General features: G+C 68.4%; 18 protein-coding genes. 10 read left to right on the top strand and 8 right to left on the bottom strand.

Going from position 1 to position 23,687, the window contains the following annotated elements:
• Positions 1 to 60: 60 nt before the first annotated feature.
• Positions 61 to 999 (top strand): LysR substrate-binding domain-containing protein, encoded by a 939-nt coding sequence (locus DB354_RS06725; RefSeq protein ID WP_107834666.1) that lies wholly within the window; start codon positions 61 to 63, stop codon positions 997 to 999.
• On the opposite strand, the gene DB354_RS06720 is transcribed toward DB354_RS06725, so the two are convergent.
• The 3 genes from DB354_RS06720 to DB354_RS06710 all read right to left on the bottom strand — a co-directional run bounded on the left by DB354_RS06720 (position 996) and on the right by DB354_RS06710 (position 5,269).
• The gene (locus DB354_RS06720) at positions 996 to 2,144 is read right to left on the bottom strand and encodes a uroporphyrinogen decarboxylase family protein (RefSeq protein WP_107834665.1); all 1,149 of its coding nucleotides are present in this window, start codon (positions 2,142 to 2,144) and stop codon (positions 996 to 998) included. The two genes, DB354_RS06725 and DB354_RS06720, sit on opposite strands and share 4 nt — an antisense overlap.
• Before the next feature lie 18 nt (positions 2,145 to 2,162).
• Complete coding sequence (locus DB354_RS06715; RefSeq protein ID WP_107834664.1) at positions 2,163 to 3,161, bottom strand: 2-hydroxyacid dehydrogenase; 999 nt, start codon at positions 3,159 to 3,161, stop codon at positions 2,163 to 2,165.
• A gap of 98 nt (positions 3,162 to 3,259) precedes the next feature.
• Positions 3,260 to 5,269 (bottom strand): glycoside hydrolase 43 family protein, encoded by a 2,010-nt coding sequence (locus DB354_RS06710; protein WP_107834663.1) that lies wholly within the window; start codon positions 5,267 to 5,269, stop codon positions 3,260 to 3,262.
• Between the two features lie 182 nt (positions 5,270 to 5,451).
• Here DB354_RS06710 and DB354_RS22815 point away from each other — a divergent pair, with 182 nt between their 5' ends.
• The 4 genes from DB354_RS22815 (at position 5,452) to DB354_RS06670 (ending at position 9,428) form a co-directional block, all read left to right on the top strand.
• The gene (locus DB354_RS22815; RefSeq protein WP_255420720.1) at positions 5,452 to 5,586 is read left to right on the top strand and encodes a hypothetical protein; all 135 of its coding nucleotides are present in this window, start codon (positions 5,452 to 5,454) and stop codon (positions 5,584 to 5,586) included.
• Positions 5,587 to 5,635: 49 nt separating this feature from the next.
• Entirely contained in the window at positions 5,636 to 8,029 is a 2,394-nt protein-coding gene (locus tag DB354_RS21940) for a TonB family protein (protein WP_158277399.1), read from the top strand.
• A gap of 3 nt (positions 8,030 to 8,032) precedes the next feature.
• Positions 8,033 to 8,932, top strand: a complete 900-nt coding sequence (locus DB354_RS06675; RefSeq protein WP_107834662.1) for an SDR family oxidoreductase — start codon at positions 8,033 to 8,035, stop codon at positions 8,930 to 8,932.
• Between the two features lie 73 nt (positions 8,933 to 9,005).
• Entirely contained in the window at positions 9,006 to 9,428 is a 423-nt protein-coding gene (locus DB354_RS06670; RefSeq protein WP_107834661.1) for a YchJ family metal-binding protein, read from the top strand.
• Positions 9,429 to 9,559: 131 nt separating this feature from the next.
• Here DB354_RS06670 and DB354_RS06665 read toward each other — a convergent pair whose 3' ends face one another.
• The 4 genes from DB354_RS06665 to DB354_RS06650 all read right to left on the bottom strand — a co-directional run bounded on the left by DB354_RS06665 (position 9,560) and on the right by DB354_RS06650 (position 15,563).
• Positions 9,560 to 10,759 carry a metallophosphoesterase gene (locus tag DB354_RS06665; RefSeq protein ID WP_107834660.1) on the bottom strand — a complete coding sequence of 400 codons (1,200 nt, stop codon included), beginning with the start codon at positions 10,757 to 10,759 and terminating at the stop codon, positions 9,560 to 9,562.
• Between the two features lie 120 nt (positions 10,760 to 10,879).
• The gene (locus DB354_RS06660; RefSeq protein WP_107834659.1) at positions 10,880 to 11,866 is read right to left on the bottom strand and encodes a hypothetical protein; all 987 of its coding nucleotides are present in this window, start codon (positions 11,864 to 11,866) and stop codon (positions 10,880 to 10,882) included.
• A 71-nt stretch (positions 11,867 to 11,937) separates the two neighbouring features.
• A complete protein-coding gene (gene ppk1 / locus DB354_RS06655) occupies positions 11,938 to 14,106 on the bottom strand; it encodes a polyphosphate kinase 1 (protein WP_107834658.1) in 2,169 nt (722 codons plus the stop codon).
• A 92-nt stretch (positions 14,107 to 14,198) separates the two neighbouring features.
• Positions 14,199 to 15,563, bottom strand: coding sequence for an aldehyde dehydrogenase family protein (locus DB354_RS06650; RefSeq protein ID WP_107834657.1), 1,365 nt, complete (start codon positions 15,561 to 15,563; stop codon positions 14,199 to 14,201).
• A 294-nt stretch (positions 15,564 to 15,857) separates the two neighbouring features.
• Here DB354_RS06650 and DB354_RS06645 point away from each other — a divergent pair, with 294 nt between their 5' ends.
• The gene (locus DB354_RS06645) at positions 15,858 to 16,793 is read left to right on the top strand and encodes a dihydrodipicolinate synthase family protein (RefSeq protein ID WP_107834656.1); all 936 of its coding nucleotides are present in this window, start codon (positions 15,858 to 15,860) and stop codon (positions 16,791 to 16,793) included.
• A gap of 200 nt (positions 16,794 to 16,993) precedes the next feature.
• Positions 16,994 to 18,238 (top strand): MFS transporter, encoded by a 1,245-nt coding sequence (locus DB354_RS06640; RefSeq protein WP_107834655.1) that lies wholly within the window; start codon positions 16,994 to 16,996, stop codon positions 18,236 to 18,238.
• Between the two features lie 49 nt (positions 18,239 to 18,287).
• On the opposite strand, the gene DB354_RS06635 is transcribed toward DB354_RS06640, so the two are convergent.
• On the bottom strand, positions 18,288 to 19,505 hold the full coding sequence (locus DB354_RS06635) for a nucleoside monophosphate kinase (RefSeq protein ID WP_107834654.1): 1,218 nt from the start codon (positions 19,503 to 19,505) through the stop codon (positions 18,288 to 18,290).
• A 499-nt stretch (positions 19,506 to 20,004) separates the two neighbouring features.
• Between DB354_RS06635 and DB354_RS06630 the strand changes: the two genes are divergently transcribed.
• From DB354_RS06630 to DB354_RS06620, 3 genes are all read left to right on the top strand, one after another.
• Positions 20,005 to 21,339, top strand: coding sequence for a sigma-54 dependent transcriptional regulator (locus DB354_RS06630; RefSeq protein WP_107834653.1), 1,335 nt, complete (start codon positions 20,005 to 20,007; stop codon positions 21,337 to 21,339).
• 13 nt (positions 21,340 to 21,352) lie between these two features.
• Positions 21,353 to 23,143, top strand: a complete 1,791-nt coding sequence (locus tag DB354_RS06625) for an ATP-binding protein (protein ID WP_107834652.1) — start codon at positions 21,353 to 21,355, stop codon at positions 23,141 to 23,143.
• A gap of 222 nt (positions 23,144 to 23,365) precedes the next feature.
• Entirely contained in the window at positions 23,366 to 23,680 is a 315-nt protein-coding gene (locus tag DB354_RS06620) for a DUF883 family protein (RefSeq protein ID WP_158277398.1), read from the top strand.
• Positions 23,681 to 23,687: the final 7 nt, after the last annotated feature.

Raw genomic sequence — 23,687 nt, 5'->3', positions numbered from 1 at the left:
CGGCGAGGAACGACTTAGATGTTGCCACGCTGGTAACCGGAAACTACCAGCAACGCCGAAATGGAACTGCGGCACCTGCGGTACTTTGTGGCGGTGGCGGAAGCGCTGAGCTTTCGGCGGGCGGCGGAGCGGCTGCGGGTCGCGCACCCGGCACTGAGCAATCAGATCCGCGATCTGGAGGACGAGTTGGCGGTGCGGCTGCTCGACCGGAACACCAGCCGGGTGCGGTTGACGGATGCCGGTCGCGTCCTGCTCGAGGAGGCGCGCGCGGTGCTCCGGCGGACCAGCGTTCTCGCGCAGGTGGTGCGGGAGGCGGGCGCGGGCCGGTCGGGCCGGCTCGCCGTGGGAAACGTGGGGCCGATCTCCGCCACGTTCATGCCGGCCGTGCTGCTGGCGTATCGCGAGCGGTTCCCCCAGGTCGAGGTGATGCTGCACGAGATGGATCTGCCGGATCAGATCGCCGGGCTGGACGACGGCACACTGCAACTCGGGTTCACGATGCGCCCGGCCGCTGAGATCCCGCCGCGGCTTGACCACGTTCTGGTGCTCCGCACCCCGGTGTGTGCCCTGGTGGGGCGCCGCCATCGGCTGGCCGCGCTGCCCCGGATCACGCCGGCGGATGCGCAGGCGGAGGTCATCTTGTGCGTCGGAACCGGTCCCCGGTTTCCGGGCCATGCCGAGCGCGTGATCGCCGCGTTTGAGGCCAACGGGCTGCCGGCCCCGAAGATCCGCCGGGTGAACAGCTCCGCCGCGCTCTTTACGCTCATCGCAGGCCATCAGGGCATCGCGTTCATGCCGGCGTTACCCGGCCTGCCGCCGTCGTCCGAGATCGTGGTCCGGCCGGTGAAGCAGGTGCGGCCGGAGGTGAGATTTGAGATGCACGCGGTGTGGCGTCGCGGCGACGGATCGGCGCTCGTGCGCAACTTCATCGAAGTGCTGAAGCGGACGATTCGCGTCCGGCCCCAACTGCGGGACGGCGCCGCGAACCCCGCCGGCTAGGCGCCGAATTCGACCCAGGCGTCGCGGAACCAGACGAGCGTTTCCCAGCGCGTGCGAATCGAGGTGTTGCAGCTCGCGGAGAGCATGAACCGGTGCCGGTACGGCTGGAGCCGGCGGAGGAGTCCCTCCACGTAGCGGCGGACGTCGTCCCGGGTTTGCAGCCGCTCTGTTTCCATGGCGCTGATGCCGCCCGTGATGATGAGCCGGTCACCCGCGAGTTGCAGCGCCTCGTCGAGCTCCACGTTGCCGAGCGGCGGAAACGCGACGCCTTCGAGCCCGTCCACGCCGAGCGAGGCGACCAGAGGCAGGATGGCGCGCTGGTGGCCGCAGGCGTGAATGAAAAAGGTGGCACCGGCCGCGTGGCAGAGTTCGCTGGCGCGCTGGTAGAACCGGGCGGAGTACTGCTCGAGGTAGTGCGGCGGGTGGAAGGCCGCGTCGAGGTTGTCCATCGCGATCATCGACGGCACCCCCGCGGCCAGCATCTGGCGCACGAGGTCGAGCTGGGCCTCTTCATGGGCGTCCATCCACGCCCGGCAGCGTTCCGGATGATCCTGCAGAAGGAAGACGGCGTTGTCGGCGCCGGCGGCGAGGTGGAGGAGCTTCAGCGGGCTGTAAAGTTCGCCGGGATGGATGAACCCGGCGTCGCCGACCCGCGCCTGCCATTCGGCGTACGCGGTCGCGTCGAAGCGCCAGCGGCGGGCGTGAACCAGGGCGTCGAAGGCGTCGAGGCCGGCCTCGGAGCCGTCGAGGAGGAAGGCCTCTTGGACGAGCGTGGACTCCGCGAACACGTAGCGCTGCCGTTCCGTCAGCGGGCCGCGTGGGGTGTGGTACGTGCGTGTGATGACCCGGTCGCGATCATCGCTGGCGGCTTCCTCCTGGCGGGTGGTGCCGGGAGCGAGTGTTTCCTGGGCGAGGCCGCCGAACCAGCAGGACTGCTGGTCGCAGTAGGCGTTGCGGCTGAAGACGTCGAGGCCGAGGTGGCGGATGAGGTCGAGCTGATCGCGGCAGCCGGCGAGTTCCGGCGGCAGGAGCCGGTGGTTGAGATGATGGGCGAACCACTGCCAGTAGTTGGGCGCATAGACGAAGCGCGCGGGCGGCTGGCGGCGCAGGACGGACTCGATGCAGGCGCGGGGCGAAGCGGGCATGGTCGGCGGCCGGGCGGATCAGGCGAGTTGCGTGCCTTCGAGGAACGGCTGGCCGGCGCTGAGCCGTTCGAGGTTCTCGCCGGTGACCTGCGCGATCTGCGTCAGCGCCTCATGCGTGAGGAATGCCTGGTGCGAGGTGATGAGGACGTTGGGAAACGTGAGCAGCCGGGAGAGCTCGTCGTCCTGCAGGACCTGGCCGGAGAGATCCTCGTAGAACACGCCCGCCTCTTCCTCGTAAACATCCAGGGCGACGCCGCCGACCCGATGGTTCTTGAGCGCCTGGATCAGTGCGCCGGTGTCGATCAGCTTGCCGCGGCTGGTGTTCAAGATGGTGACCGTGGGCTTCATGAGCCCGAGGGTGCGCTCGTTGACCAGGTGGTGGGTTTCCGGGGTGAGCGGCGTGTGCAGGCTGAGGATGTCGCTGGCGCGCAGCACCTCCTCGAGGCTGGCGTAGCGGATGCCGCGAGCCCGGGCCCACGCCTGGTCGGGGTAGAGGTCGTACGCGAGGACGCTGACGCCGAAGCCCTGCAGGATCTCGGCGGTGATGCGGCCAATCTTGCCGGTGCCGATGATGCCGGCGGTCTTGCCGTGCAGGTCAAAGCCGACGAGCCCGGCGAGGGAGAAGTTGAGTTCGCGCACCCGGTTGTGGGCGCGGTGGATCTTGCGGTTGAGCGTGAGCAGGAGGGCCACGGTGTGCTCGGCGACCGCGTGCGGGGAGTAGGCGGGCACGCGGGTGACGGTGATCCCGAGTTCCTTGGCGGCGGCAAGGTCGACGTTGTTGAAGCCGGCGCAGCGCAGCGCCACATGCCGGACTTCCTGGCGGCGGAGAATCTCGAGGCAGGCGCGGTCGACGCGGTCATTCACGAACACGCAGACCGCGGCGGCGCCGCGTGCGATCGGAGCAGTTTCGGCGTCGAGGCGAAACTCGTGAAACTGCAGGGCCTGGCCCGGGTGGGCCGCCTGCTGGAGATAGCTGCGATCGTAGCTGCGCGCATCGAATACCGCGATGTGACTCATGGCGGCGAAGATGGGGCGGCCATGGGGGTGCGCAATGCTGCGCTTGCCTGACGGGCCGAGTGGCGCCTGGCCGATGGCTGGAAAGTCGCGGTGACGGCCTAGTTCGCCGGACCGGCCAACGACCAGACGAGGCAGGAGCCGTCGCGCCGGTCGGGCTTGGGCCCTGGCGAGTCGGCAACCAGGCCGCCATCGGGATGCAGGCGCACGTGGCGATGCGTCACGAGCGAAAGGAGGTTGAGGTCACCATAGACGTTCTCGGTCCACTGGAATGTTTCGGCGTCGCCCGGCGGTCCGGCCCGCAGACTGATCTGCGGGTCGCCGGATTGGGCGACCGAGAGGAAACGTTCGCCGGCCTGGAACGCCACGCGCCCGAGCCCGCGGTCGATCACCTTGAACGTGGTTGCGTCGCCGACGCGGACCGGCAGACCGCCACCATAGATGACGAACGAGATGGTCCGATCCACGGGGATGGGCCGCATCAAGCCGCGCGGGTGCGGTTGGTCCACGGTGAACGCGTCGAAGTCGGCGTGGCCGCCGTCCGGCCCGAGGCGGTTGTAGGCGAAGAGCGCATAGCGCACGCCCTGAAAGGTCTTCAGTTGAAACACCATCGTGAACTCGCCGCCGATGGGCGTGAACGCGTGGCCGTCGGTGCTGTAGCTGAACGCGGCCTTTTCGGTGAGGAAGTCGCAGTGCGCGCGGAGCCAGACGCGGGACGTGGCGAGCGGGACCGTGGTGGTCTTGTCGGCGAGCTGGTCGTACTGGGCGAGCACGAGGCCGGACGCCTCGCGGCGCACACCGAGCCAGGCGTAGGGCAGGTTGAGCAGGGCGAGCCCGGCGACGTCGCCGGGGGCGAGGGCGCTCGCATCGAGGATCGTCGTGGGCGTCGAGCTTGGGCCGATGGCTCGCTGCGTGAGGGTGTTGCGCGCCCACCAGAAATCGGCGGCGGGCAGGGCGTGCAGCCGGAGAAACCCGGGGCGTTCGGTGAGCGACCACCGCGCGTTCACGGGCAGATGGTTCCACTGCCAGACGTTGGCCAGGGCGGGAGCGGAGAAGTCGTCGTCGCGCTGATACGGTGCGGTCGGCGGCGAGACGTGACCGGTGTTGGGCTTCACCCAGGTGCGCGGGGTGCGCTTGAGGTTGCCCGGCAGGCCGAAGTACGGCCAGCCGTCCTGCCAGGTGATCGGGGAGAGGCAGGTGAGGCGGCCGACCGAGTTGTAGTCCATCATCGAGAAGCCCCACCACTCGCCGGCGGGCGTGTCGACGATGCCGCCTTGATGCAGCGACATGCGGCCGCGGTCATCGGTGTTGCCGGGCACGATCTGGAAGGGCGGCTTCTGGCCGCGCAGCCGGTTGCCTTCGGCGAGCCCGAAATCCTCATCCATGCTGATGGCGGGATTGACCTCATACGGCCCTTCCGGACGGTCGGCGCGGGCGCAGGGCATGCGCATGCGCCCCTCGAACCAGGCGCTCAGGATGTAGTATTTGCCATTGAGCTTGTAGAAATGGCAGCCCTCGCCGATGCCCGAGCCCTTCTCGATGATCACGCGCTCGGTGCCGGGGACGACGTCGGTGAGCTCCTCGTTGAGCTGCGCAAGGTGGATTCCCTGGTATCCCCAGATCACGTACACCTTGCCGTCGTCATCGAAGAGGACGGACAGGTCGTGGAACGTGCGCTTCATGCGCGTGTGCGTCCACGGGCCGGCGGGATTCGTGGCGCGGAATAACTGGGTGCCCTGGCGGTTGATGTTGGAGAAGATATAGAACGTACCGCGGTGGTGGCGAAAACTGGGGGCCCAGATGCCCTGGCCGTAGATCTCGCGTCCCTCCTCGAGCCGAAATTCGGGGCCCAGGTCGAGCCGGTCGAAGACGTACGTGAGCAGCCGCCAGTTCACCAGATCGCGGGAGTGCAGCACGGGCAGGCCGGGCTGCGCGTGCATGGTGGTGCCGGTGAGATAATAGTCCTCGCCGACGCGGATGAGGTCGGGGTCGGAAAACTCATCGTAGAACAGCGGGTTGGTGTACGTGCCGTTCCCGTTGTCGGGCATCCAGGTGGCGGCATGGGCGCACAGCGCAAGCAGGCAGGCGGCGAGGGCGACGAGGGGCTTCATCGGAGGGAAAGCAAAAGTGAGAGTGAAAGAGGGGGAATCGAGGGGAGGGGTCGCGGAGGCGGGCTCGTCCGCAGAGGGGGTGAGGTGGAGATATGGCACGGCGGTGGCGGAAGGGAAGCTCCCGGGGCGCGTGACCGTGAGGGGGGGCGGGATGTCTCCGGCTCTTACTCTTACTCTTACTCTTGCTCTTGCTCTCTCTCCGCGATTCCCCGCGGGCGTACCAGCTGGCGATGGAGAGTAAGAGAAAGAGAAAGAGGAAGAGTAAGAGGAAGAGGAGGAGGGTGCCGGGGAGCGGCCGGCTTGCCATGGCCGGGTGAGCTGGGCTGTGTTGGGCGGATGCGAGTTGGGTGGACGTGCCTTTTGGTGATGACCGTGGCGACCCTGGCGGGATGGGGAGCGGGGACGGTCGCGGGCACGGGGACGACTCCCGCGACGGCGAAAGACCTGGCGGCGGTGGGATCGGACGATGTGGTGGTTGCGGCCCCAGAACTGCAGGCGGCGGCAGAACGCGGCGAATCGGCGGCGCAGTTCGTCCTCGGCTTCTTTTGCGATGTCGGGGTGGGCGTGCGGCTCGATCATGAGCGGGCGCGGGCGCTGCTGCAGGCGGCGGCGGAGCGGGAGCCGGCGGCAAGGGCGTACCTGAAGTGGAAATACGAGAGCGGCTTCGGGCTGCCGCAGGCGGATGAGAGCGCGGCGGACCGGCTGGCGACGCGGGCTGGTGATCTCGCGTTGCCGGGAGCCTTGCGGCGCTGGGCGGAAGTCGACGCGAACCGCGTGCGGCCGCGGTTTGGCCGGGTGCTGCTGTGGATGATGGACCGGGCGGCGGCGGAGGACGTCGTGGCGCAGCTCAACCTGGCCGATGTGTACCTCGCGGAGGAGTGGACCAAGCCCGATGCAGCGCAGCACCTCTACTGGCTCGGAATGGCCGCGGAGCGGGGCTCGCCAGAGGCGCTGGAGCGGATGGCCGCGTATTACGACGAAGGCCGGTTGGTGGCGCGCAACCCCGGCCGGGCCCTGGAGTTTCGCCGCCGTGCCGCCGAGTTGGGCCGGGTGACCGCTCAGCTGACGTTGGGCCGCCAGTACCGCGACGGCCAGAGCGTGGCGTCGGACCTGGTGGTGGCGGCAACGTGGCTGGGACGGGCGGCGGCGCAGGGTGATCTGCGGGCGACGGTCGAGCTCGCTGCGCTCCGACGCCAAGGTGGGCCGGGTCTGCCGGTCGATTATGCCGCGGCGTTGACGCTGTTGCGGCGCGCGGTGGACCGCGGCGACCCGGCGGCGATGTGCGATCTCGGCGCCATGTTGCGGGAGGGCCAGGGGACGCCGGTCGATGCGGCGGCGGCGGCGGCGCTTTACGCGCGCGCGGCGCAGGCGGGCTACGCTTATGGGGCCGACGTCCTGGGCTGGATGCACGCCCGAGGAGAGTTGGGCGCGCCGGATATGCGGCAGGCGCGGGAGTGGTACACGCGGGCGGCGGAGGCGGGGAACCGCCACGCCATGAGCCAGCTCGGCGTGCTGTGGCGCGACGGCCAGGGCGGGGAGAAGGACCTTGCGCGGGCGAAAGCGTGGTTCGAGCAGGCCGCGCGGCAGGGCGACACGAACAGCCAGGTCCAGCTCGGGCTGATGCTGCGGAATGGCCTGGGCGGCGAGGTCGACTTCGAAGGAGCGCTGGAGTGGTTTCGGCAGGCGGCAAAGAATGGCGCGCCGGAAGGCAGTGCACAGATCGGCTTCCATCATCTCTTCGGGCTCGGCGTGCCCCGGAGCATGACCCAGGCGCTGGCGCACTTCGTGGCGGCGGCTCGGGAGTGGGACGATCCCTGGCTGAAACGCCATTTCCGGATGGCCGTTGCGGCGGTCGAGCCGGAGGAGCTCGAGCCAGTTCACACCTTGCTGCAAACGGCGCTGGAAGATCCGCGGCTGATGCTGCTGTCGGGCCCGTTGCCGGAGCTTGGTCTCGACGTGCTCCAATCCGGTCCGGATGGGCTGCGCGATGCAAGTGCGGCGCGGGCGTTGCTCGCGCGGATGCGGGCATCGCGGCGGCCGCAAGCCGCGCTCACCATTGCGTGGTATGCCTTCCTCGGCGCGGGCATGCCGTACGACCTTGGCGTCGCGCGAGCGGCGCTGGCGCAGGGCGCGGCACGGCAACCAGAGGAGGCACGGCGGCTGCACGCGGTGATCGAGAGCGTGGCGGCGGAGACGCCGGTGGCGCGGGCGGCGGCGCGGGCCGAACTGCATGCGCTGGCGGACGCCGGGGACGTGGACGCCGCGCGCGCCCTGCTGCCGCGGCTGATCACCGGCGTGGGCGACAGCTACGATCTCGCGAGCGCCCGAAAATACTACGAGCTGGTGAGGGCGCCGACGCGCTCGCGTGCGACGCCGACCTTCATGCAGTTCGTCGCGCAGTTTGGCCGGAAGCAGAACGTGCCCGACGAGGTGGAGCTTGGCCGCCGCCGGGCCGAGCTGAAACGCGAGCGAGGCGACGCGCCGGCAACGGTGGTGTATCGCACGGAGCCCACGTACCCGATCGACCTGCGGCGGGTGGGCGGGGCGGGTGAGGCGACGGTAAACGTGAGCGTCGATGCCAGCGGCCGGCCGACGGCGGTACGCTGCGTGGCGGCGTCACACCCCCTGATGGCGCGGGCGGCGGAGGCGGCCGTGCTGGAGTGGCGCTTTGCCCCGGCCCTCCGGGCGGGAGTCCCGGTGGCCTCGGAGCTAGTCGTGCCGCTGATGTTTTCCGACCCCGAAGCAATCGTGGGACGATAACGTATGCGCATCTTCATCACCGGGGCGTCGGGACTTTTGGGCGCGGCGTTGGCCGCCGCAGCGGCGCGCGCGGGACATCGCGTCATTGGCACGCGGAATCGCGGTTGCGAGCGCGTGCCGGGAGTGGCCGTGCTGCACGCGCTGGACGCGGCGGACGAGGGCGCAATGCACGCGGCGCTCACCGCCGAGCCGGTCGACGCGATCGTGAACTGCGCGGCGGTGTCCTCGCCGCCGGATTGCGAACGTGATCCCGCGGGCTCGCGCGTGATCAATGTCGAGCTGCCGCGCCGGTTGGCGGCATTCGCGGCGGAACGCGGGGTGCGGCTGGTGCATGTGTCCTCGGAACAGGTGTTCGATGGCGACGGCCGCGAACCGTATGCGCCGGGTGATGCCGTGGCGCCGCGCAACGTTTACGGCCGGCAGAAGGTCGAGGCGGAGCAGGCCGTGGCCGAGCTGACGCAGGATGGGGCGGCCATCGTGCGGCCCCCGCTGCTGGTCGGCGACAGCCTGAGCGGCACGCGGAGCCTGCATGAACAGTTGCTGGCGGCGTGGGCGGCGGGGCAGGTGCCGCGACTCTTTACCGACGAGTACCGGCAGCCGTGCGGCATCGGGAACCTGGCGGACGTGCTACTCGCGCTGACGGTGCGCCGCGATCTCGGCGGGGTGTTCCACTGGGCGGGGCGGGATCTCGTGTCCCGTTACGAGCTGGCGGAGCGAATTCGCGTGCGATTTGGCCTCCCAGCGGAGCGGGCGCCGCTGGCGCCAGTGACCCGGGCGGAGGTGCCGGCGGTGGCGGCGGTGCGTCCGCAATACCTCGCGCTGGATGTCACGGCCCTCGAGGAGCGGCTCGGCCGGCGGGCGCAGACGCTCGAGGCCGCGCTGGCGGAGTTGTACCGGCGGTGATGGCCGAGCCCGGGAACGCCGGGCGGCGAAGTTGGCGCTCGACGGTGTTGGGTCCGGGGCCAATGAACGGGGCATGAACACGAAGAACCGGCGGGTGGCGTCCGGCGCGCCCTGTCCCTGTGGCAGCGGCCGGCCGTTTGGCGCGTGCTGCGGGGCGCTGCTGGACGGACAACGCGAGGCGGCGTCGGCGCGGGAACTGATGCGGTCGCGCTACACCGCGCACGTCCTGGGCGACGAGCCGTATCTGCACCGCACGTACGCCAAAACCGCGGACCAGCCGTTTGTGGCCGGCCAGCACGCGAGTCCCGGGGTGGACTGGGTGCGGCTGGTCATCCACGAAGACGCGCCCGGGCGCCGACCGGACCAGGCGTTCGTGGAGTTCTCGGCGTTCTATCGCGACCGGCAGGGCACGCATGAGATGCGGGAGCGGTCCGAGTTCCGGCTCGTCGGCGGACGCTGGCTGTACTGGGACGGGGCGCTGCGGAAGGAAGGCTGAACGGCTGAAGGCTGAGAACAGAGGACGCCGCCGCCGAGGAAAGAGTGATTGCAGGAGGGCGGACCTGACTCCGTCGGTCCGGTTTCAGCCTCCAGTGCTTCAGCGTTCAGCCTTCCTCCGCTCTGCGGATCTCAGAGCGGCGGGAAGGTGAGTTCGTGGGCGATGCCGCCGGCGACGCGATGGGCGACGACACGGAGGCGGGCGGCGTTGGCGTCGACGTCGATCCAGGTGGCCTGTTCCAGGTTGGGGCCACCGCCCGTGAGCTGGGCGTAGGGGAAGTCGGGCGTGGCGGGGATCGCCTCGGAGCGGTGGGTGTGGCCGGAGATGACGAGCTGGGTCTTCCAGGCGACGAGGGAGTCGTGCCAGAGGGGGCGGCCGCGGGCGCAGAAGTGGTCGTAGCCCTTGTTGGCGTAGTCGGCCGGGACCTCCTCGATCCAGCGCAGCGGCATGTGGCAGCAAACGACGCGATAGGGGGCGTCGGCGATGCCCGGCTGCCGGATGGCGGCGCGGAGCCACTCGGCCTCCTCGGCGAGGAGCGTTTCGAAGGCGGCGCGACCCTTGAAGGTTGGGTGGTTGTCGGGCTTGTCCTCGCCGCTGTGCAGCATGATGCAGGCGACCGGGCCGGTGCGGAAGGCGCAGAACGGGCGGCCGGCGGGCGTGGGCACGATGGAGGCGGTGAGATAGCCGAACTTGCCGCGCGAATCGTGGTTGCCCCAGTTGAACAGGAGCGGGCGTCGGGCGGTGATGTCGCGACCGCCGGGGTGCAGGAGCGTGGGCACCAGGAGGTCGGAGGCGGTCCAATTGTTGCAGGTGTCGCCATTCCACAGGAGGAAGTCGGCGGCGGGGGTGAGGTCGTCGAGCCGCTGGATGGTGTCGTTGTGGATGTGGGTGTCGTTCCAGGCGACGAAGTGGGTGGTGGCGGCGGAGGCGTCGAGGGTGCGGAACGTCTTCCACGCGCTCGTCTCGGTGCGTCCGTCCTCGCCGGACACGGTGATGGCGCGGACGCGGTAGCTTTGGCCGGGCTGCAGGCGATCGACGCGGACGCGCAGGACGCTGTCGTGCTGCGGAGTGAAACCGAAGCTGTTGGCGGCGGCGACGTGACGGCGGCCCGCGGCGTCTTCGTACTCAATCCGGCCGAGGCAGAGCTCGTTGACGCCCCAGACCGCCTCGAACCCATCGACGCGGGGCGCCATGAGACTCACCGGCGTGCGCACGAGGGGGCCGGATTTCGCCGCGGTCGCAGGGGTGGGGGCGGGAGTGCTGGCGGCGGAGGCGAGGGCGGGAACAGCGCTGGCAGCGGCAGCGGTGAATAGGAATTCGCGGCGGTTCATGCCGCAGCCCTCTCAGGAACTGGAGTGAAGGCAAACGCAGAATATTTACCGCGGAACAAGGAATCCGGACGAAGCGCCCTTCCTGATGGCAGCCCGTTGGTTCCGGCCCGCTCAACGTCCTTACTTTTCGGTTTTCGCGGCGCCGAAAACCGGATGGAGCCACGCGAGATAGCAGAGGAGCACGAAGCAGCCGAAGGCGCCGAGCCATGCGACGGCGGCGCTGGAGGCGGCGGAAGACTCGATCGCGCGGAGTTCATCGCGGCCGAGCCCAAGCTTCTCGTAATACGCGATGAGGTTGGAGCCGTAGAACGAAATGAACGTGTTGAGGCCGCCCAGCAGGACCACGCCGAGGGCGGTGAAGTAGGCGGAGCGTTTCAGGCGATAGAGACCGCAAGCGATCCAGGCGGAGAGGGCGGCGAACGCGAGGAGCACGAGGATGGCGGGAGTACCGGAAAGCACGTGACCAAAGACCGGCAGCGCCCGGCCATAGAGCGGCGAGAGCAGGGCCACACTCAGCGTGCCGACGCCGAACAACAGGACGAGCCCGAGCACGCGGAGCGGGCAGGCGTCGGTCCAGCGGCGGACAGGGTCGCGGGCCTCGCAGGTGCGGCGGACGTTCTCAGCGCGGAAGAACAGGACGAGCGCGCTTGGGATGACGACATACATGACGAGGACCATGCCGATCATCGACGACTTCATGGCGAGCATCATGCCCTCGGTGAGGTGCTGTCCGCTCTGCGCGGCGGTGAGCCGCATCGAACGGTCAAATTCGGGAAGGATCCAAACGAGCGAGAGGCTGCCGAGGAGACCGCAGACGAGCCAGATCCAGCCGAGGCAGAGATTGAGGGCACGGGCCCAGCGGCGGGCGAGGATTGTGCCGATGCCGAGCCAGGCGGCGGCGACGGCCATGCCGGCGAGCACGAGGACCGACCAGAGGGCGACGGTCGGTCCGCCGGCGGACTTGGCGCGGACCGCGAGCAGGGTGACAACGCTCAGGAGTGTAATCGCGGCAAGCAGAAGGGCGAGGAGCAGTTCAAAAACGCCGAAGACAATGAGGGCCGTCTTCCGATCTTGATAGGGCGCGGGGACCGCCGGTTCGCTGGTCATCGCGCCTTTCTGCCGGCGGGACGGACCTCGCGCAACGCCGGAGAGGCGGCCGGGCCGGCGTGGCGGGAACGCTACGCGCGGGCGCGACCGAGGGCGGAGGCCATGAAGTGGGCGTGGGCGGAGAGCGGCTTGGCGTTGGGGGCGCGCGATGGCGCGACGTAGCTTCCGTTGGCCAGGAGGATGCGGGCGTTGGCGGTGTCCCGAAGTTCGGTGAGCAGCAGTTCCTCGACGACCCAGCGCCGCAGGCGTGGATCCTCGAGCGGGAAGAGCACCTCGACGCGGCGGAAGAAGTTGCGTGGCATCCAATCGGCGCTGCCGGCGAGGATGAGCGGTTCGCCGCCGTGGTTCTCGAAGTAGAAGGCCCGCGCATGCTCGAGGAACCGGCCGACGATGCTGCGGACTCGGATGTGCTCGCTGAGATGGGGAATGCCGGGGACGAGACAGCAGGTGCCGCGGACGATGAGATCGATTTCCACGCCGGCCTGGGACGCCTTGTACAGGGCGTTGATGGTCTCGGGATCCACCAGGGAGTTCATTTTGGCGATGATCCGCGCGGGCCGGCCGGCGGCGGCGTTGCGGGACTCGCGGGCGATGAAACGGTTGAGGCGGGTGTGGAGGTCGAACGGCGCGACGAGCAGGTGGCGGAAGTGCGGCGAGCGGCCGAAGCCGGTGAGCGTGTTAAACACGCGCGCGACATCGCGGGTGAGGTGGCTGCGGGCGGTGAAGAAGCTGAGATCAGTGTAGATGCGGGCGGTGCGCGGATTGTAGTTCCCCGTGCCCAGGTGCACGTAGTGCATCATCTTCCGGCCCTCGCGGCGGACGATCAGACACATCTTGCAGTGGGTCTTGTGGCCGACGAGGCCGTACACGACGTGGACGCCCGCCTCCTCGAGCTGGCGGGCCCACTGGATGTTGTTGGCCTCGTCGAAGCGGGCCTTGAGCTCCACGAGGGCGGTGACCTGCTTGCCGTTCTGGGAAGCCTCGATGAGGGCGCGCACGAGCGGAGAGTCGCCGCTGGTGCGGTAGAACGTCTGCTTGATGGCAACGACCTTGGGGTCGCGCGCGGCCTGCTCGACGAAATCCACCACGGGCGCGAAGGAATCGTACGGGTGATGAAGCAGGACGTCGGTGGCGCGAAGGGTCTCGAAGATCCGCGTCGGATCGCGCAGGGGCGAGATGTTCACCGGCGTAAAGGGCGGGTACTTCAGGTCGGGCCGGTCGATGTCGGCGAGCGACTGCAGCCGCAGCGGACTGAGCGGGCCCTTGATGCGGAAGGCGTATTCCCGCGGGAGCTCGAGATGGCTGCAGAGCGTGTCGAAGAGGAACGGGTCCATGTGCTCCTCGACCTCGAGGCGGACGGCGGCGCCGCGGCGGAGGTTGCGGAGCTCCTCCTCGATCTTCTTGAGCAGGTTGGCCGCCTCCTCCTCGTCGATGTAGAGGTCACTGTTGCGCGTGATCCGGAACGTGTAGGCGCCGCGGACGCGGTAGCCGGGGAACAATTCGCCGGCGTGGAGCTTGATGATCTCGCTGATGAAGATGACGCGCAGCGGGCCGCGGCGGGTGGCGGGCAGCGGGATCAGCTGGGGGAGGATGCGCGGGACGGGCAGGAGGGCGACGGAGACCGTCGGCGGCCGGGCGGTGGGGTTCTCGAGCGAGACGATGACGTTGAGCGTCTTGTTGCCGATCTGGGGAAACGGGTGCGCCTGGTCGAGGGCAAGCGGGGTGAGGACGGGATAGATCTGTTCCTGAAAATAGGCGCGAGCCCAGGCGAGCTCGCGGGCGGAGAGGTCGCCGCCGGTGCGGAACTGGATGCCCTGGGCCTCGAGGGCGGGCATGAGCTGGTTGCGCCAGCAACGGTAGAGGTCCTCCAGGAGGGCGTCGACGAGCGCGCGGATGCGTTGCAGCTGCTCGCGCGGATCGAGCCCGTCGGGGCCGGGCTCCATGATGCCGGACTCGGTCTGCTGGATGAGGCCGGCGACGCGGATCTCGAAGAACTCGTCGAGGTTGTTGGAAACGATGGCGAGGAAGCGGACGCGTTCGAGGAGCGGATGCCGTTCGCTTTGGGCCTGTTCCAGGACGCGGCGGTTGAAAGCGAGCCAGGAGAGTTCGCGGTTGAAATAGACGGGTGAGGTGGGGTGGGCGGGCAGCTCGGGCGCAGGCGACGCGGCGGCGCTCCGGCGTGACTTTGCCGGCGTGCGGTGAACGCGACGCGGGGAGCGGGACGAAGGACGCGTGGCCATGAGCGGGACCGGAAGACGTTAGCGAGAAGGCGTGGGATGACGACGATTATGCCGGGCTGACACCGGAATGTAACCTGGGGTTGCGCGGAGGATCAGGCGCCGACGACGGTCTTGATGTTGGTGAACGCATGTGCGCCCCAGGCGCCGAGCTCGCGGCCGAAGCCGCTTTGCTTGATGCCGCCGAACGGGAGTTCGGGCGAGGAGCGGACAAGTTTGTTGACGAAGACGCAGCCAGCCTCGAGTTGCGGCGCTAGACGCCGGGCGCGGTCGGGATCGCGGGTGACAAGGACGGCACCGAGCCCGAAGGACGTGGCGTTGGCGAGGCGGATGGCTTCGGCCTCGTGGCGGGCGGGGACGACGGCGGCGACGGGACCGAAGGTTTCTTCGTCGAACACGGCCATACCCGGAGTCACGCCGGTAAGGATGGTTGGATCGTAGAAGAAGCCGCGGCCCGAGCGGGCGCCGCCGGCCAGGAGCGGCTTGGCCCCACGGCGCAGGCTGCGCCGTACCTGGGCTTCGAGTGTCTCGCGCAGGTCGGCGCGGGCGAGCGGACCGACGGCGTTGGCCGGATCGGTGGGGTCGCCGACGCGCCGCGCGGCGACGCGCGCGACGAGCCGAGACTCAAATGCGCGGCGGACGGAGCGCAGGACGATGATCCGTTTGCCGCAGATGCAGCTCTGGCCGGAGTTGAGGAGACGGGACTCGGCGGCGAGCTCGGCGGCGGCGTCGAGGTCGGCGTCATCAAGGACGACGATCGGATCGCTGCCGCCGAGTTCGAGCACGGCGGGCGTGAGGGCGGCGCCGGCGAGGGCGGCGACGGCACGACCGGCGTGCGTGCTACCGGTGAGCGTGACGCCGGTGACACGGGCATCACCGATGAGCCGGCTGGTGACGCGGGTGTCCACCAGGAGCGTCTGGAAGACGGCGGGAGGGAAGCCGGCGTGCTGGAACAGAGCTTCGATCGCGAGGGCACAGCCCGGAACATTGGGGGCGTGCTTCAGAAGGACGGCGTTGCCGGCAAGCAGCGCAGGGACGGCGGCGCGCATCACCTGCCAGAAAGGGAAATTCCATGGCATGATCGCCAGGAGGACGCCGAGAGGTTCGAACGCGACGCGGCTGCGAGCGGGAGCGCCGGGCGGGTGCTGGTCGAGCAGCAGGGCAGGGCCCTGGGCGGCATAGTAGTCGCACAGCGCGGCGCACTTCTCCACCTCGGCCACGGCTTGTGTGACGGGTTTGCCCATTTCCTCCGTGGCAAGGTGGGCGAGCGCGGTGGCGCGTTGACGCAGGACGCGGCCGAGCTCCCGCACGGGCGTCGCGCGCTCAGCCGGGCTTGGCTTGCGCCATCTCCGTTGGGCGGCCGCGGCGCGATCGAGCCGCCGCGCGACATCGGCTGCAGTGTGCGTTGGATACACGGCGATCCGCCGTTCGGTGGCCGGGTTGATGGTGGTGAAGGGCATGAAAGGAAGTGAGGGAGTGAGGGAATGAGGGATTGAGGGAACTGAAGGGAGGTGGACGGAGTGGCAAACGGGGGTGGCGTGATGCCGATGGTTCCAAACCATGGAATGAACATCGTAAGGTTTGGAAGTTATTTATGAATAGTACATTGCGTCGATCCAGGCGCCCGGGAAAGCTGGTTCAGGGGAAAACGGTTGACGAGTTGCTAAATCCATTTAGCTAAAACCGCCGATCGGGCCGCAGGCAGGGCTGTGCCGGGGTCTTCCGGTGCCTCTCCTGTACCCGCCGACCTTACAATGGCCTTCGAACTCTCCGGTGTTTTCAGTGCTCAGTGGCTGCCGACCGATTCCCACGGTCAGCTCGACCGCGAACTGCTCGCGCGGCATCTCGCGTTTGAGCGGACGGCAGGCATCGCGGGGGTGCTCGCGCTGGGCAGTACGGGTGAATTTCCGCATTTCTCGCCGGCGCAGCGGCAGCATGCGATCAGCACGCTGGTCGAATTGGCGGCGCCGCTGCCCGTCATGGTCAACATCAGCGACCTGCGCCCGGGCGTGGCGGTGGAACTCGGGCGCTTTGCGAAAAGCGTCGGCGCCCCTGCGGTGGCGCTGATGCCGCCGAGCTTCTATCCGATTTCGCCGGCGGACATGCTGGCCTACTTCCTCCATGTGGCGGAGCGGGTCGAGCTGCCGGTGATGCTGTACAACTTCCCGGAACTCACCGGCAAACGCATCGGCCTCGAGACGATCGCCGCGTTTGCCGACCGCGCCCCGATGATCGGCATCAAGCAGAGCGGCGGAGAGTTCGCGTATCACCGCGAGCTGATCGCCCTGGGGCGCGAGAAGCGGTTCGTGGTGATGTCGGGAGCGGACACGCGGCTGCCGGAGGTGTTTGCGCTCGGGGCGGCCGGCTGCATTGGCGGCCTGGTGAATCTCGTCCCGGAGTGGATGGTGGCACTCGAGCGCATCTGCCGCCGGGGGCAGCCCGGCGAGCATGCGACGATCGCGCAGGCGATGGTCGAGGTGGGCCGCATCATCGATCAGCTTACCTTCCCGATCAACGTGGCGGCGGGGATTGAGGCGCGCGGGTTCGATCCTGGCGTGCCCAAGGAAGTGATCTCGCCGGCGTCGCAGCAGTTGCACACGAAGATCGTCGCGGAACTGCGCGCGCTCTTCCGGCAGCACGAGCTCACGCTCGGCGGCTTCACCGCCTCGGCCCGCCCGGCGGCAGCGTAATCGATTGCGGCGGACACCAACGTCCGCCGCGCCTGCCGGCTCGCGCGGAGGAAACACCGCGCGCCGGGATGCAGCCTGTTTCCGCGTGTTCTCGCGTTTGCCCCGCCCCCTCTTTCCCCTGCTCTGCTTTCCGTGCGCCGACGCTTCCAGCCTAGGTTGGGAGTCGAAGTCGGCGGCCGGGTTGATCAACCTCCCCTGAGATGCCGCCTGAAAACACCCCCAGCCGCCTCAACTACGCCTGGTTCGTGGTCGCGATCCTGTTCCCGGTTGCGCTCCTGAACTACCTCGACCGGCAGATGCTGGCCACGATGAAGGCGTCGATGGTGGGCGACATTCCCAGCATCGCGAACCGCGCCGACTGGGGGCTGGTGCTCGGGTGTTTCAAGTGGACCTACGCGATCCTGAGTCCCTTCGGCGGCTACATCGCGGATCGCTTCAGCCGCCGGCACGTGATCGCGGGCAGCCTCTTTGTGTGGTCGGCGGTGACATGGTGGACGGGGCACGTGACAAGCTTCCATGAACTGATGCTGGCGCGCGCCCTGATGGGCATCAGTGAGGCCTTCTACATTCCCGCGGCACTGGCGATGATCGCCGAATACCATCCCGGGTTGACCCGTTCGCGGGCGGTCGGCGTGCATCAGACGGGCATCTACATTGGGCAGATTCTGGGCGGCTTTGCCGGGTACATCGCGGATTCGCCGGAGCATGGCTGGCGCTGGGCCTTCACGATGCTGGGCATGATCGGCGTGGTGTATGCGGTGCCGCTGCTGCTGGCGCTGCGCAACCCGCCGCCCGCCACGGCGACTCCTGGTGCCGCCGCCACCTCACGCCCGACGGAAGGCGTGTTGCGGGGGCTGCTCGGCAACCGAAATTTCCTGCTGCTGGTCCTGTATTTCACGCTGCCCGCGATCGCGGGCTGGGTGGTGCGCGACTGGATGCCGGACATCCTGCGCGAGAAGTTTCACCTCGGGCAGGGCAAGGCTGGGGTCAGTGCGATCCTCTACGTGCAAATTGCCTCGATGGTGGGGGCGCTCGTCGGCGGCGTCCTGGCGGATCGCTGGATGCGGACGAACGCGCGCGGCCGGATTTACACCAGTGCCCTCGGCATGGCGCTGTTCCTTCCGGCGCTGTTTAGCGTGGGCAACGCCGGCACGCTGTCGCTCGCGATCGTGGGGTTGATCGTGTTTGGCATCGGGTGGGGCTTTTTCGACTGCAACAACATGCCCATCCTCTGCCAGATCGCGCGACCGGAATGGCGCGCCACCGGCTATGGCATCATGAACCTCGTCAGCATCAGCTGCGGCGGGTTCGGCGACTGGGCGTTTGGGGCGCTGCGCGACCGGCACATGCCCTTGAACCTGATCTTCGGCGTGTTCGCCGGCGTGGCACTGCTCTCGGTCGCGCTGGTCCTGGCGATCCGGCCGCGGTCCGAGCAGACGGGTTGAGTCCGGCGGGCGCCCGGGCGAAACACGGGCGCGCCGGGCGGCCCCACGGTCAGCCGCGGCGAATTTCGCAGCCCGGGAACTTGATCTGGATGCGGAAGACCTTCTTGACGCGGCAGGTGATGGCGCCGGTCTGCAGGTCGAACTTCTCGGGTACCTCGATGCGGTGGATGTCGACGACGGCGTGGAAGCCACGCTCGGAGAAGACGTCGATCAGCATGGCCAGCGCGGTTGGATCGGTGAGCAGCGGGTCCTCGGTGTTGACCTGGGCGGCGCCGGAAATCGCGTGCCGCTGGACGACCGGGATGATCTTGCGGCTGATGAAGGCGACGACCTGACGGAAGAGTTCCGGCTGGCCAAACTCGTAGCTGTCGAGCCGCTTCACCAGCTCCTGGCGGGCATGGACGGCGAGTTCGCTGGCGACAGGCACGTTGCGGAGGCAGTCGACGGTACGCGGGTCGAGCTCGAGCGTGCTCTGGTATTCAAGCTCGTGGAGAATGTTCTGCTCCACCTCGTCGATCGCGCCCTGGGCGTTGATGAAGTGGTAGTGGAAAATCTCCTTCAGGGACTGCAGCGCATCCCACGTCTGCTCCTTGAACACGCGGTAGCGCCGCTGGGCGAGTTGCTGGTCGTAATCGGTGGGCCGCTCCTCGAGCAGTTCACCGATGCCGGTGCGCCGGACCTCCTCGTTGTACTGCTGGACCTCGCGGCCGCGTTTCAGCTGGCGCTCCACGGAGGTCTTTTCGTCCACGAAAAGGACCATGATGTGGATCGTCGGTAGCCGGAAATGCATGCACAGCGGCGTGGCGTAAAACTCGCGCCGCAGCTGGTGCATCTTGTCGACGAGCATCTTGAAGCACTCGACCTGGACGTTGGTGCGGGGGAAGCCGTCGAGGATGACGCCGTCGTGGTATTCGGGGCGCAGCAGGTGGCGATAAACGAGGCGCACGACCTCGCGGTCGCCGACCATGTTGCCGGAGTCCTTGATCGCCTTGGCCTCAGGGGAGTCGAGCAGGGAGCTGACGACGACGGGCGGGCAGGTGAGGCCGCGCGTGCGCGTGATGAAAGCGGTGTTGGTGCCCTTGCCGGCGCCGGGGGCGCCCCCCAGCAGGATGATCTCCTTTGGGAAGCGGAGATTCTCGCGGCCGTAGTCCTCCTCCAGATCGCGCCACACGGATCCGAAGATCAGGTGGGCGTCTTTGATTTCGAGGTCGCTCAGTTTGGCGGCGCCGGTGGGAGCCGCAGGCGTCATGGGGGCGGACGATTTCATGAAGGAGCCAGGAGAAAAGGAATCACGTACCCTGCGGCGTCCGGGGGCGATTCGTGCAAAACGCGAGGTCCCGGGGGTGGGTCGGGGACATTTGCACGATCCGCGCTCGGGCCGCCGGCGAGCCGCGAGGGCAGGTAATCCGCCAAGGGCCCGCCCGCAAGGCAAGTTACTTCGACCCGACGGCGCTTGGCACGTTTCCGGCGAACTTGCCGTATCAAATCGGCTACTTCCCCGGCAGTATGACGGGATCGTGGCTAGATCGCAGGCGAGGCGGATATCTCCCACCGCCGCAGCCGCTAACGTCGTTCCCTTTGAAATCTGAAAAAATTCCGTCCGCCTTGGAACCGCCCCCGAGCACCCGGGTCAATCCCGCCAACAATTCGCGCGGGCTTAGCCTGCGGGATTGTTAAGTTGAAGCTGGACCTGGCGGGGTCGCGCAAGCGGCCCCGCCTTGTTTTCGGCTTACGCGGACGTCCACCGCTCACTTTCCCCACAGTCCATGCGAATTCTCATCGTCGACGACGAACCCGGCATCCGGCGCACGACGCGCATCGCGGTCGAAACGGCAGGCCATCAGGCGGCGGAAGCGCCCAACGGTCTGCGCGCCCTGAAAGCGCTGGAGGACGAGACGTTCGAGGCGGCTTTCCTCGACCTGAAACTCGGGGCCGAGGACGGGCTGGAGGTGCTGGACAAGATGCTGAAGGCGCAGCCCTCGCTGGCGGTGGTGATGTTCACGGCGTATGCGAACATCGCGACGGCCGTGGAGGCGATGCGGCGGGGGGCGTTCGACTTCGTGCCCAAGCCGTTCACGCCGGAGCAGATTCGAACGATCCTGGCGAAGATCGAGAAGACCCGGGCCCTGGAGACGCGCGTGCGCACGCTGGAAAGCGAACTGGCCGCGGAGGCGCCGCCGGTCGACCTGGAGTCCGCGGAGCCACAGACCCAGCACGCGCTCGAGATCGCGTTCAAGGCAGCCGAGACGCCGGCGAACATCCTGATCCTGGGGCCCAGCGGCACCGGGAAGAGCGTGCTCGCGCGCGAGATTCACAAACGCAGCGCGCGCCGCGAGGCTGCATTTGTCACCGTAAGCTGTCCCAGTCTTTCCCGCGAACTCCTCGAGAGCGACCTGTTCGGCCACGTGAAGGGCTCGTTCACCGGGGCGGTGATGGACACGATGGGCAAGGTGGCGGCGGCGGACGGCGGAACCTTGTTCCTCGACGAGATCGGGGAGATGCCGCTGGAGATCCAGCCGAAGCTGCTGCGCCTGCTGCAGGAGCGGGAGTATGAGCGGCTCGGGGAGGCGAAAGTGCGCCGGGCAAACGTCCGCGTGGTGGCGGCGACCAACCGCAACCTGGCGGAGGACGTGAAGGCGGGGCGCTTTCGCGAAGACCTCTTTTACCGGCTCAACGTGATCAGCGTGCTGCTCCCGGGGCTGCGCGACCGGCCGGCGGACCTGACGCGGTTTGCGGAGAGCTATCGGAAGTTCTTCGCCGAGCGGCTGGGCAAGAAGGTCACCGGGTTCACCCCGGCGGTGCTGAATGCGTTCGTTGGATACCGGTGGCCGGGCAATTTGCGCGAACTGCGCAATGTCGTTGAGCGGGCGGTGATTCTGTGTGCCGGCGAGCAGATCGACCTGTGCGATTTGCCCGAAGAGTTCGGGTCGAAACCGGAACCCGGGATCGCGGTCGGTGCGCGAGTGACAATCGATGCCCTCGAAGCCGAACACATCCGCCGCCTTCTTGCCATCTCCAGGAATCTGGAGGAGGCGGCACGCACGCTCGGCATCGATCCGGCCACGCTCTACCGGAAGCGACAGAAGCTCGGGCTCCTCTGAGCGGCCCTCCGGCATGCTGCGCACCCGCCTCTACCTCGGGCTGCTGCCACTCGTCCTGCTCATCATCGCGATGGGCGGGTACGCGATCTACGTGTGCCGCGATCTCGCCGGGTCGCTTTCGAGCGACCTGGTGACGAACTACCGCGCCATCGTCGCGTGCCAGCACATGCGCGAATCGGCGCGGCAGATGTACGGCGCCATGACGCCACTGACGCCGTCGGATGCGGATCGGCAGTCGTTCGCCGACGCGCGCGCGGCGTTCGTGCGCGAGCTGATGGCGCAGTCGGCGGCTTCGGCCGGGACGCCGCGCGCGAGTTTCGTGGAAGCGCTCGACCGGGCGTTTACCCAATTCGTCGAACTCGGCGAGCGGACTGTGGAGGGTGATGTGCGCCGCTGGGGCGTGGCGGCGACAAATCGTTACGATGCCTTCGGCAGCGTGCTCACCGCGATCGAGAATCTCACGCGCCGGGATTTTGCCGCAGCGCAGCAGACGGCGGCGCGCGTGGCGCAGCTCGCGACGTCGACGCAACAGCTCATGGTGATGACCATGGCGGCGGCGGTGTTGCTGTCGCTCTTCCTGGCGTGGCGGCTGGCGGCCTCGCTGCTGCGCCCGATCAAGGCGTTCACGGCGTCGGTGATGGCAGTCGGCGAAGGTGATCTGGAGCGCGAGGTGCCGGAATACTCGCGGGACGAACTCGGGCAGCTGGCGCGTGCGTTCAATACCATGGCCGCGAAGTTGCGGGCGTACCGCGACGCGACGCTCGCGCGGGTGCTGCGCGCGCAGCGCACGATGGAGGCGACGCTGACCTCGACCCCGGATCCGGTGTTCGTGGTGGCGCGGGACGGCACGCACGAAGTGCGCAACCCGGCGGCCGAGCAGCTTGCGAAGTCGGAGGAGTTCGAACCCGGCTTCCCGCCTGCGTTGGCGGAGCCCTTGGCGCGAGTGCTGGCGTCGGGTGAACACTACCTGCCCGCGGACTACAGCCGGATCATCACCCTGCGCGTGGAGCGCGAGGATCGGCATTACCTTCCGCGCATCCTGGCGGTGGGCGACAAGCTCACGGAGTTCCGGGGCGCGGCGGTGATCCTGCAGGACGTGACGAAGTTCCGGCTGCTCGACGACGCGAAGACGAACCTCGTCGGCACGGTGAGTCATGAGCTGAAGACGCCGCTGACGAGCCTGCGCATGGCGCTCTATCTGCTCGTCGAGCAGCGGATCGCCGGCCTCACCCCGCAGCAGAACGAATTGCTGGAAGGCGCGCGCGACGACGCCGATCGCCTGCTGCGCATCCTGGACAACCTGCTGGATCTGGCGCGGCTGGAGAGCGGCGCCTCGGCCCTCGACCGGCAGCCGGTGACGGTGGGCGAACTCGTCAGCCGCATCGCGGCGGAGGCGCGCGGCATCATCGAGACGGCGGAGCAGCGGCTGGTCGTGGAGGTCTCGCCGGAAATCGAGGGAGGCGAGATCAACATCGATGAAGGACGGATGCGGCACGTGTTCATGAACCTGTTGACGAACGCCTCGAAGTACTCGCCGCCTGGCTGTGAGATCCGGCTGGTGGCGCGGCCCGCGGACGAGCGGGGCTTTGTGCGGTTCAGCGTGCATGATCGCGGGCCGGGCATCCCGTCGGACAAAGTCGGCCGGGTTTTCGATCGCTTCTTCCGGGCGACGGATCTGCCCAAGCCGGGCGCGGGGCTGGGACTGGCCATCGCGCGCGAGTTGGTCGTGGCGCACGGCGGTTCGATCGCCTGCAACAGCACGCCGGGCGAAGGCAGCGAGTTCTATTTTTTGCTGCCGCAGTAGGCGGGCGCGTTGTGACCCGGCGCCAAGTCGCGTTCCCGGCAGAGAGTTGGGCACCGGGGCGGCGAACGAGTGACTATGGCCCTCTGGAACGGGGCGGTTCGATCGAGCCGGGCCTCCGGCCTAGACCAGGATGCATGCGGAAGCGGGCGCAGCCTGGCCGGGCCGGGCTTGGCGCGCGGTCGCCCCGGAGTTCCGCAACCTGAACCTTGTTTCTCCCTCACTATGAAAAACCGTTACGACTCCGGCACGGAGACCCCCGAACAGATCATCGAACACATCAGCCGGTTGATGGCCGAGGCCGAGGCCATGCTGGCCGGTCCTGTCGCGCAACAGGCCGGTGAGCGGATCAGCGACCTGCGCGAGCGGCTGTCCGACGCCCGTGCGAAGATGGGCGAGATGTACGCGACGGCGCGCCGCAATGTCGTCGCCGGCGCGAAGTACACCGACCGCACGATCCGCGAGTACCCGTACTACGCGATCGGCATCGCGCTCGGAATTGGCCTGCTGGCCGGCACGTTGATGCGCCGCGACGACTGAGGCGCGG

Origin of the sequence: Opitutus sp. ER46 (genome assembly GCF_003054705.1) — a bacterium.
In the GTDB taxonomy this organism is placed as follows: Bacteria; Verrucomicrobiota; Verrucomicrobiia; order Opitutales; family Opitutaceae; genus ER46.
The sequence above is the reverse complement of the archived record's forward strand: the minus strand, read 5'-3'. Positions and strand labels throughout refer to the sequence as shown.

Bases quoted from the DNA above. Each gene is read 5' to 3' on its own strand.
- DB354_RS21940 (WP_158277399.1), top strand. From the start codon at position 5,636: ATGACCGTGGCGACCCTGGCGGGATGGGGAGCGGGGACGGTCGCGGGC.
- DB354_RS06710 (WP_107834663.1), bottom strand. From the start codon at position 5,269: ATGAAGCCCCTCGTCGCCCTCGCCGCCTGCCTGCTTGCGCTGTGCGCC.
- DB354_RS06620 (WP_158277398.1), top strand. From the start codon at position 23,366: ATGAAAAACCGTTACGACTCCGGCACGGAGACCCCCGAACAGATCATC.
- DB354_RS06665 (WP_107834660.1), bottom strand. From the start codon at position 10,759: ATGAACCGCCGCGAATTCCTATTCACCGCTGCCGCTGCCAGCGCTGTT.
- DB354_RS06670 (WP_107834661.1), top strand. From the start codon at position 9,006: ATGAACACGAAGAACCGGCGGGTGGCGTCCGGCGCGCCCTGTCCCTGT.
- DB354_RS06650 (WP_107834657.1), bottom strand. From the start codon at position 15,563: ATGCCCTTCACCACCATCAACCCGGCCACCGAACGGCGGATCGCCGTG.
- DB354_RS06720 (WP_107834665.1), bottom strand. From the start codon at position 2,144: ATGCCCGCTTCGCCCCGCGCCTGCATCGAGTCCGTCCTGCGCCGCCAG.
- DB354_RS06660 (WP_107834659.1), bottom strand. From the start codon at position 11,866: ATGACCAGCGAACCGGCGGTCCCCGCGCCCTATCAAGATCGGAAGACG.
- DB354_RS06725 (WP_107834666.1), top strand. From the start codon at position 61: ATGGAACTGCGGCACCTGCGGTACTTTGTGGCGGTGGCGGAAGCGCTG.
- DB354_RS06645 (WP_107834656.1), top strand. From the start codon at position 15,858: ATGGCCTTCGAACTCTCCGGTGTTTTCAGTGCTCAGTGGCTGCCGACC.
- DB354_RS06715 (WP_107834664.1), bottom strand. From the start codon at position 3,161: ATGAGTCACATCGCGGTATTCGATGCGCGCAGCTACGATCGCAGCTAT.
- DB354_RS06635 (WP_107834654.1), bottom strand. From the start codon at position 19,505: ATGAAATCGTCCGCCCCCATGACGCCTGCGGCTCCCACCGGCGCCGCC.
- ppk1 (WP_107834658.1), bottom strand. From the start codon at position 14,106: ATGGCCACGCGTCCTTCGTCCCGCTCCCCGCGTCGCGTTCACCGCACG.
- DB354_RS06630 (WP_107834653.1), top strand. From the start codon at position 20,005: ATGCGAATTCTCATCGTCGACGACGAACCCGGCATCCGGCGCACGACG.
- DB354_RS06625 (WP_107834652.1), top strand. From the start codon at position 21,353: ATGCTGCGCACCCGCCTCTACCTCGGGCTGCTGCCACTCGTCCTGCTC.
- DB354_RS06675 (WP_107834662.1), top strand. From the start codon at position 8,033: ATGCGCATCTTCATCACCGGGGCGTCGGGACTTTTGGGCGCGGCGTTG.
- DB354_RS06640 (WP_107834655.1), top strand. From the start codon at position 16,994: ATGCCGCCTGAAAACACCCCCAGCCGCCTCAACTACGCCTGGTTCGTG.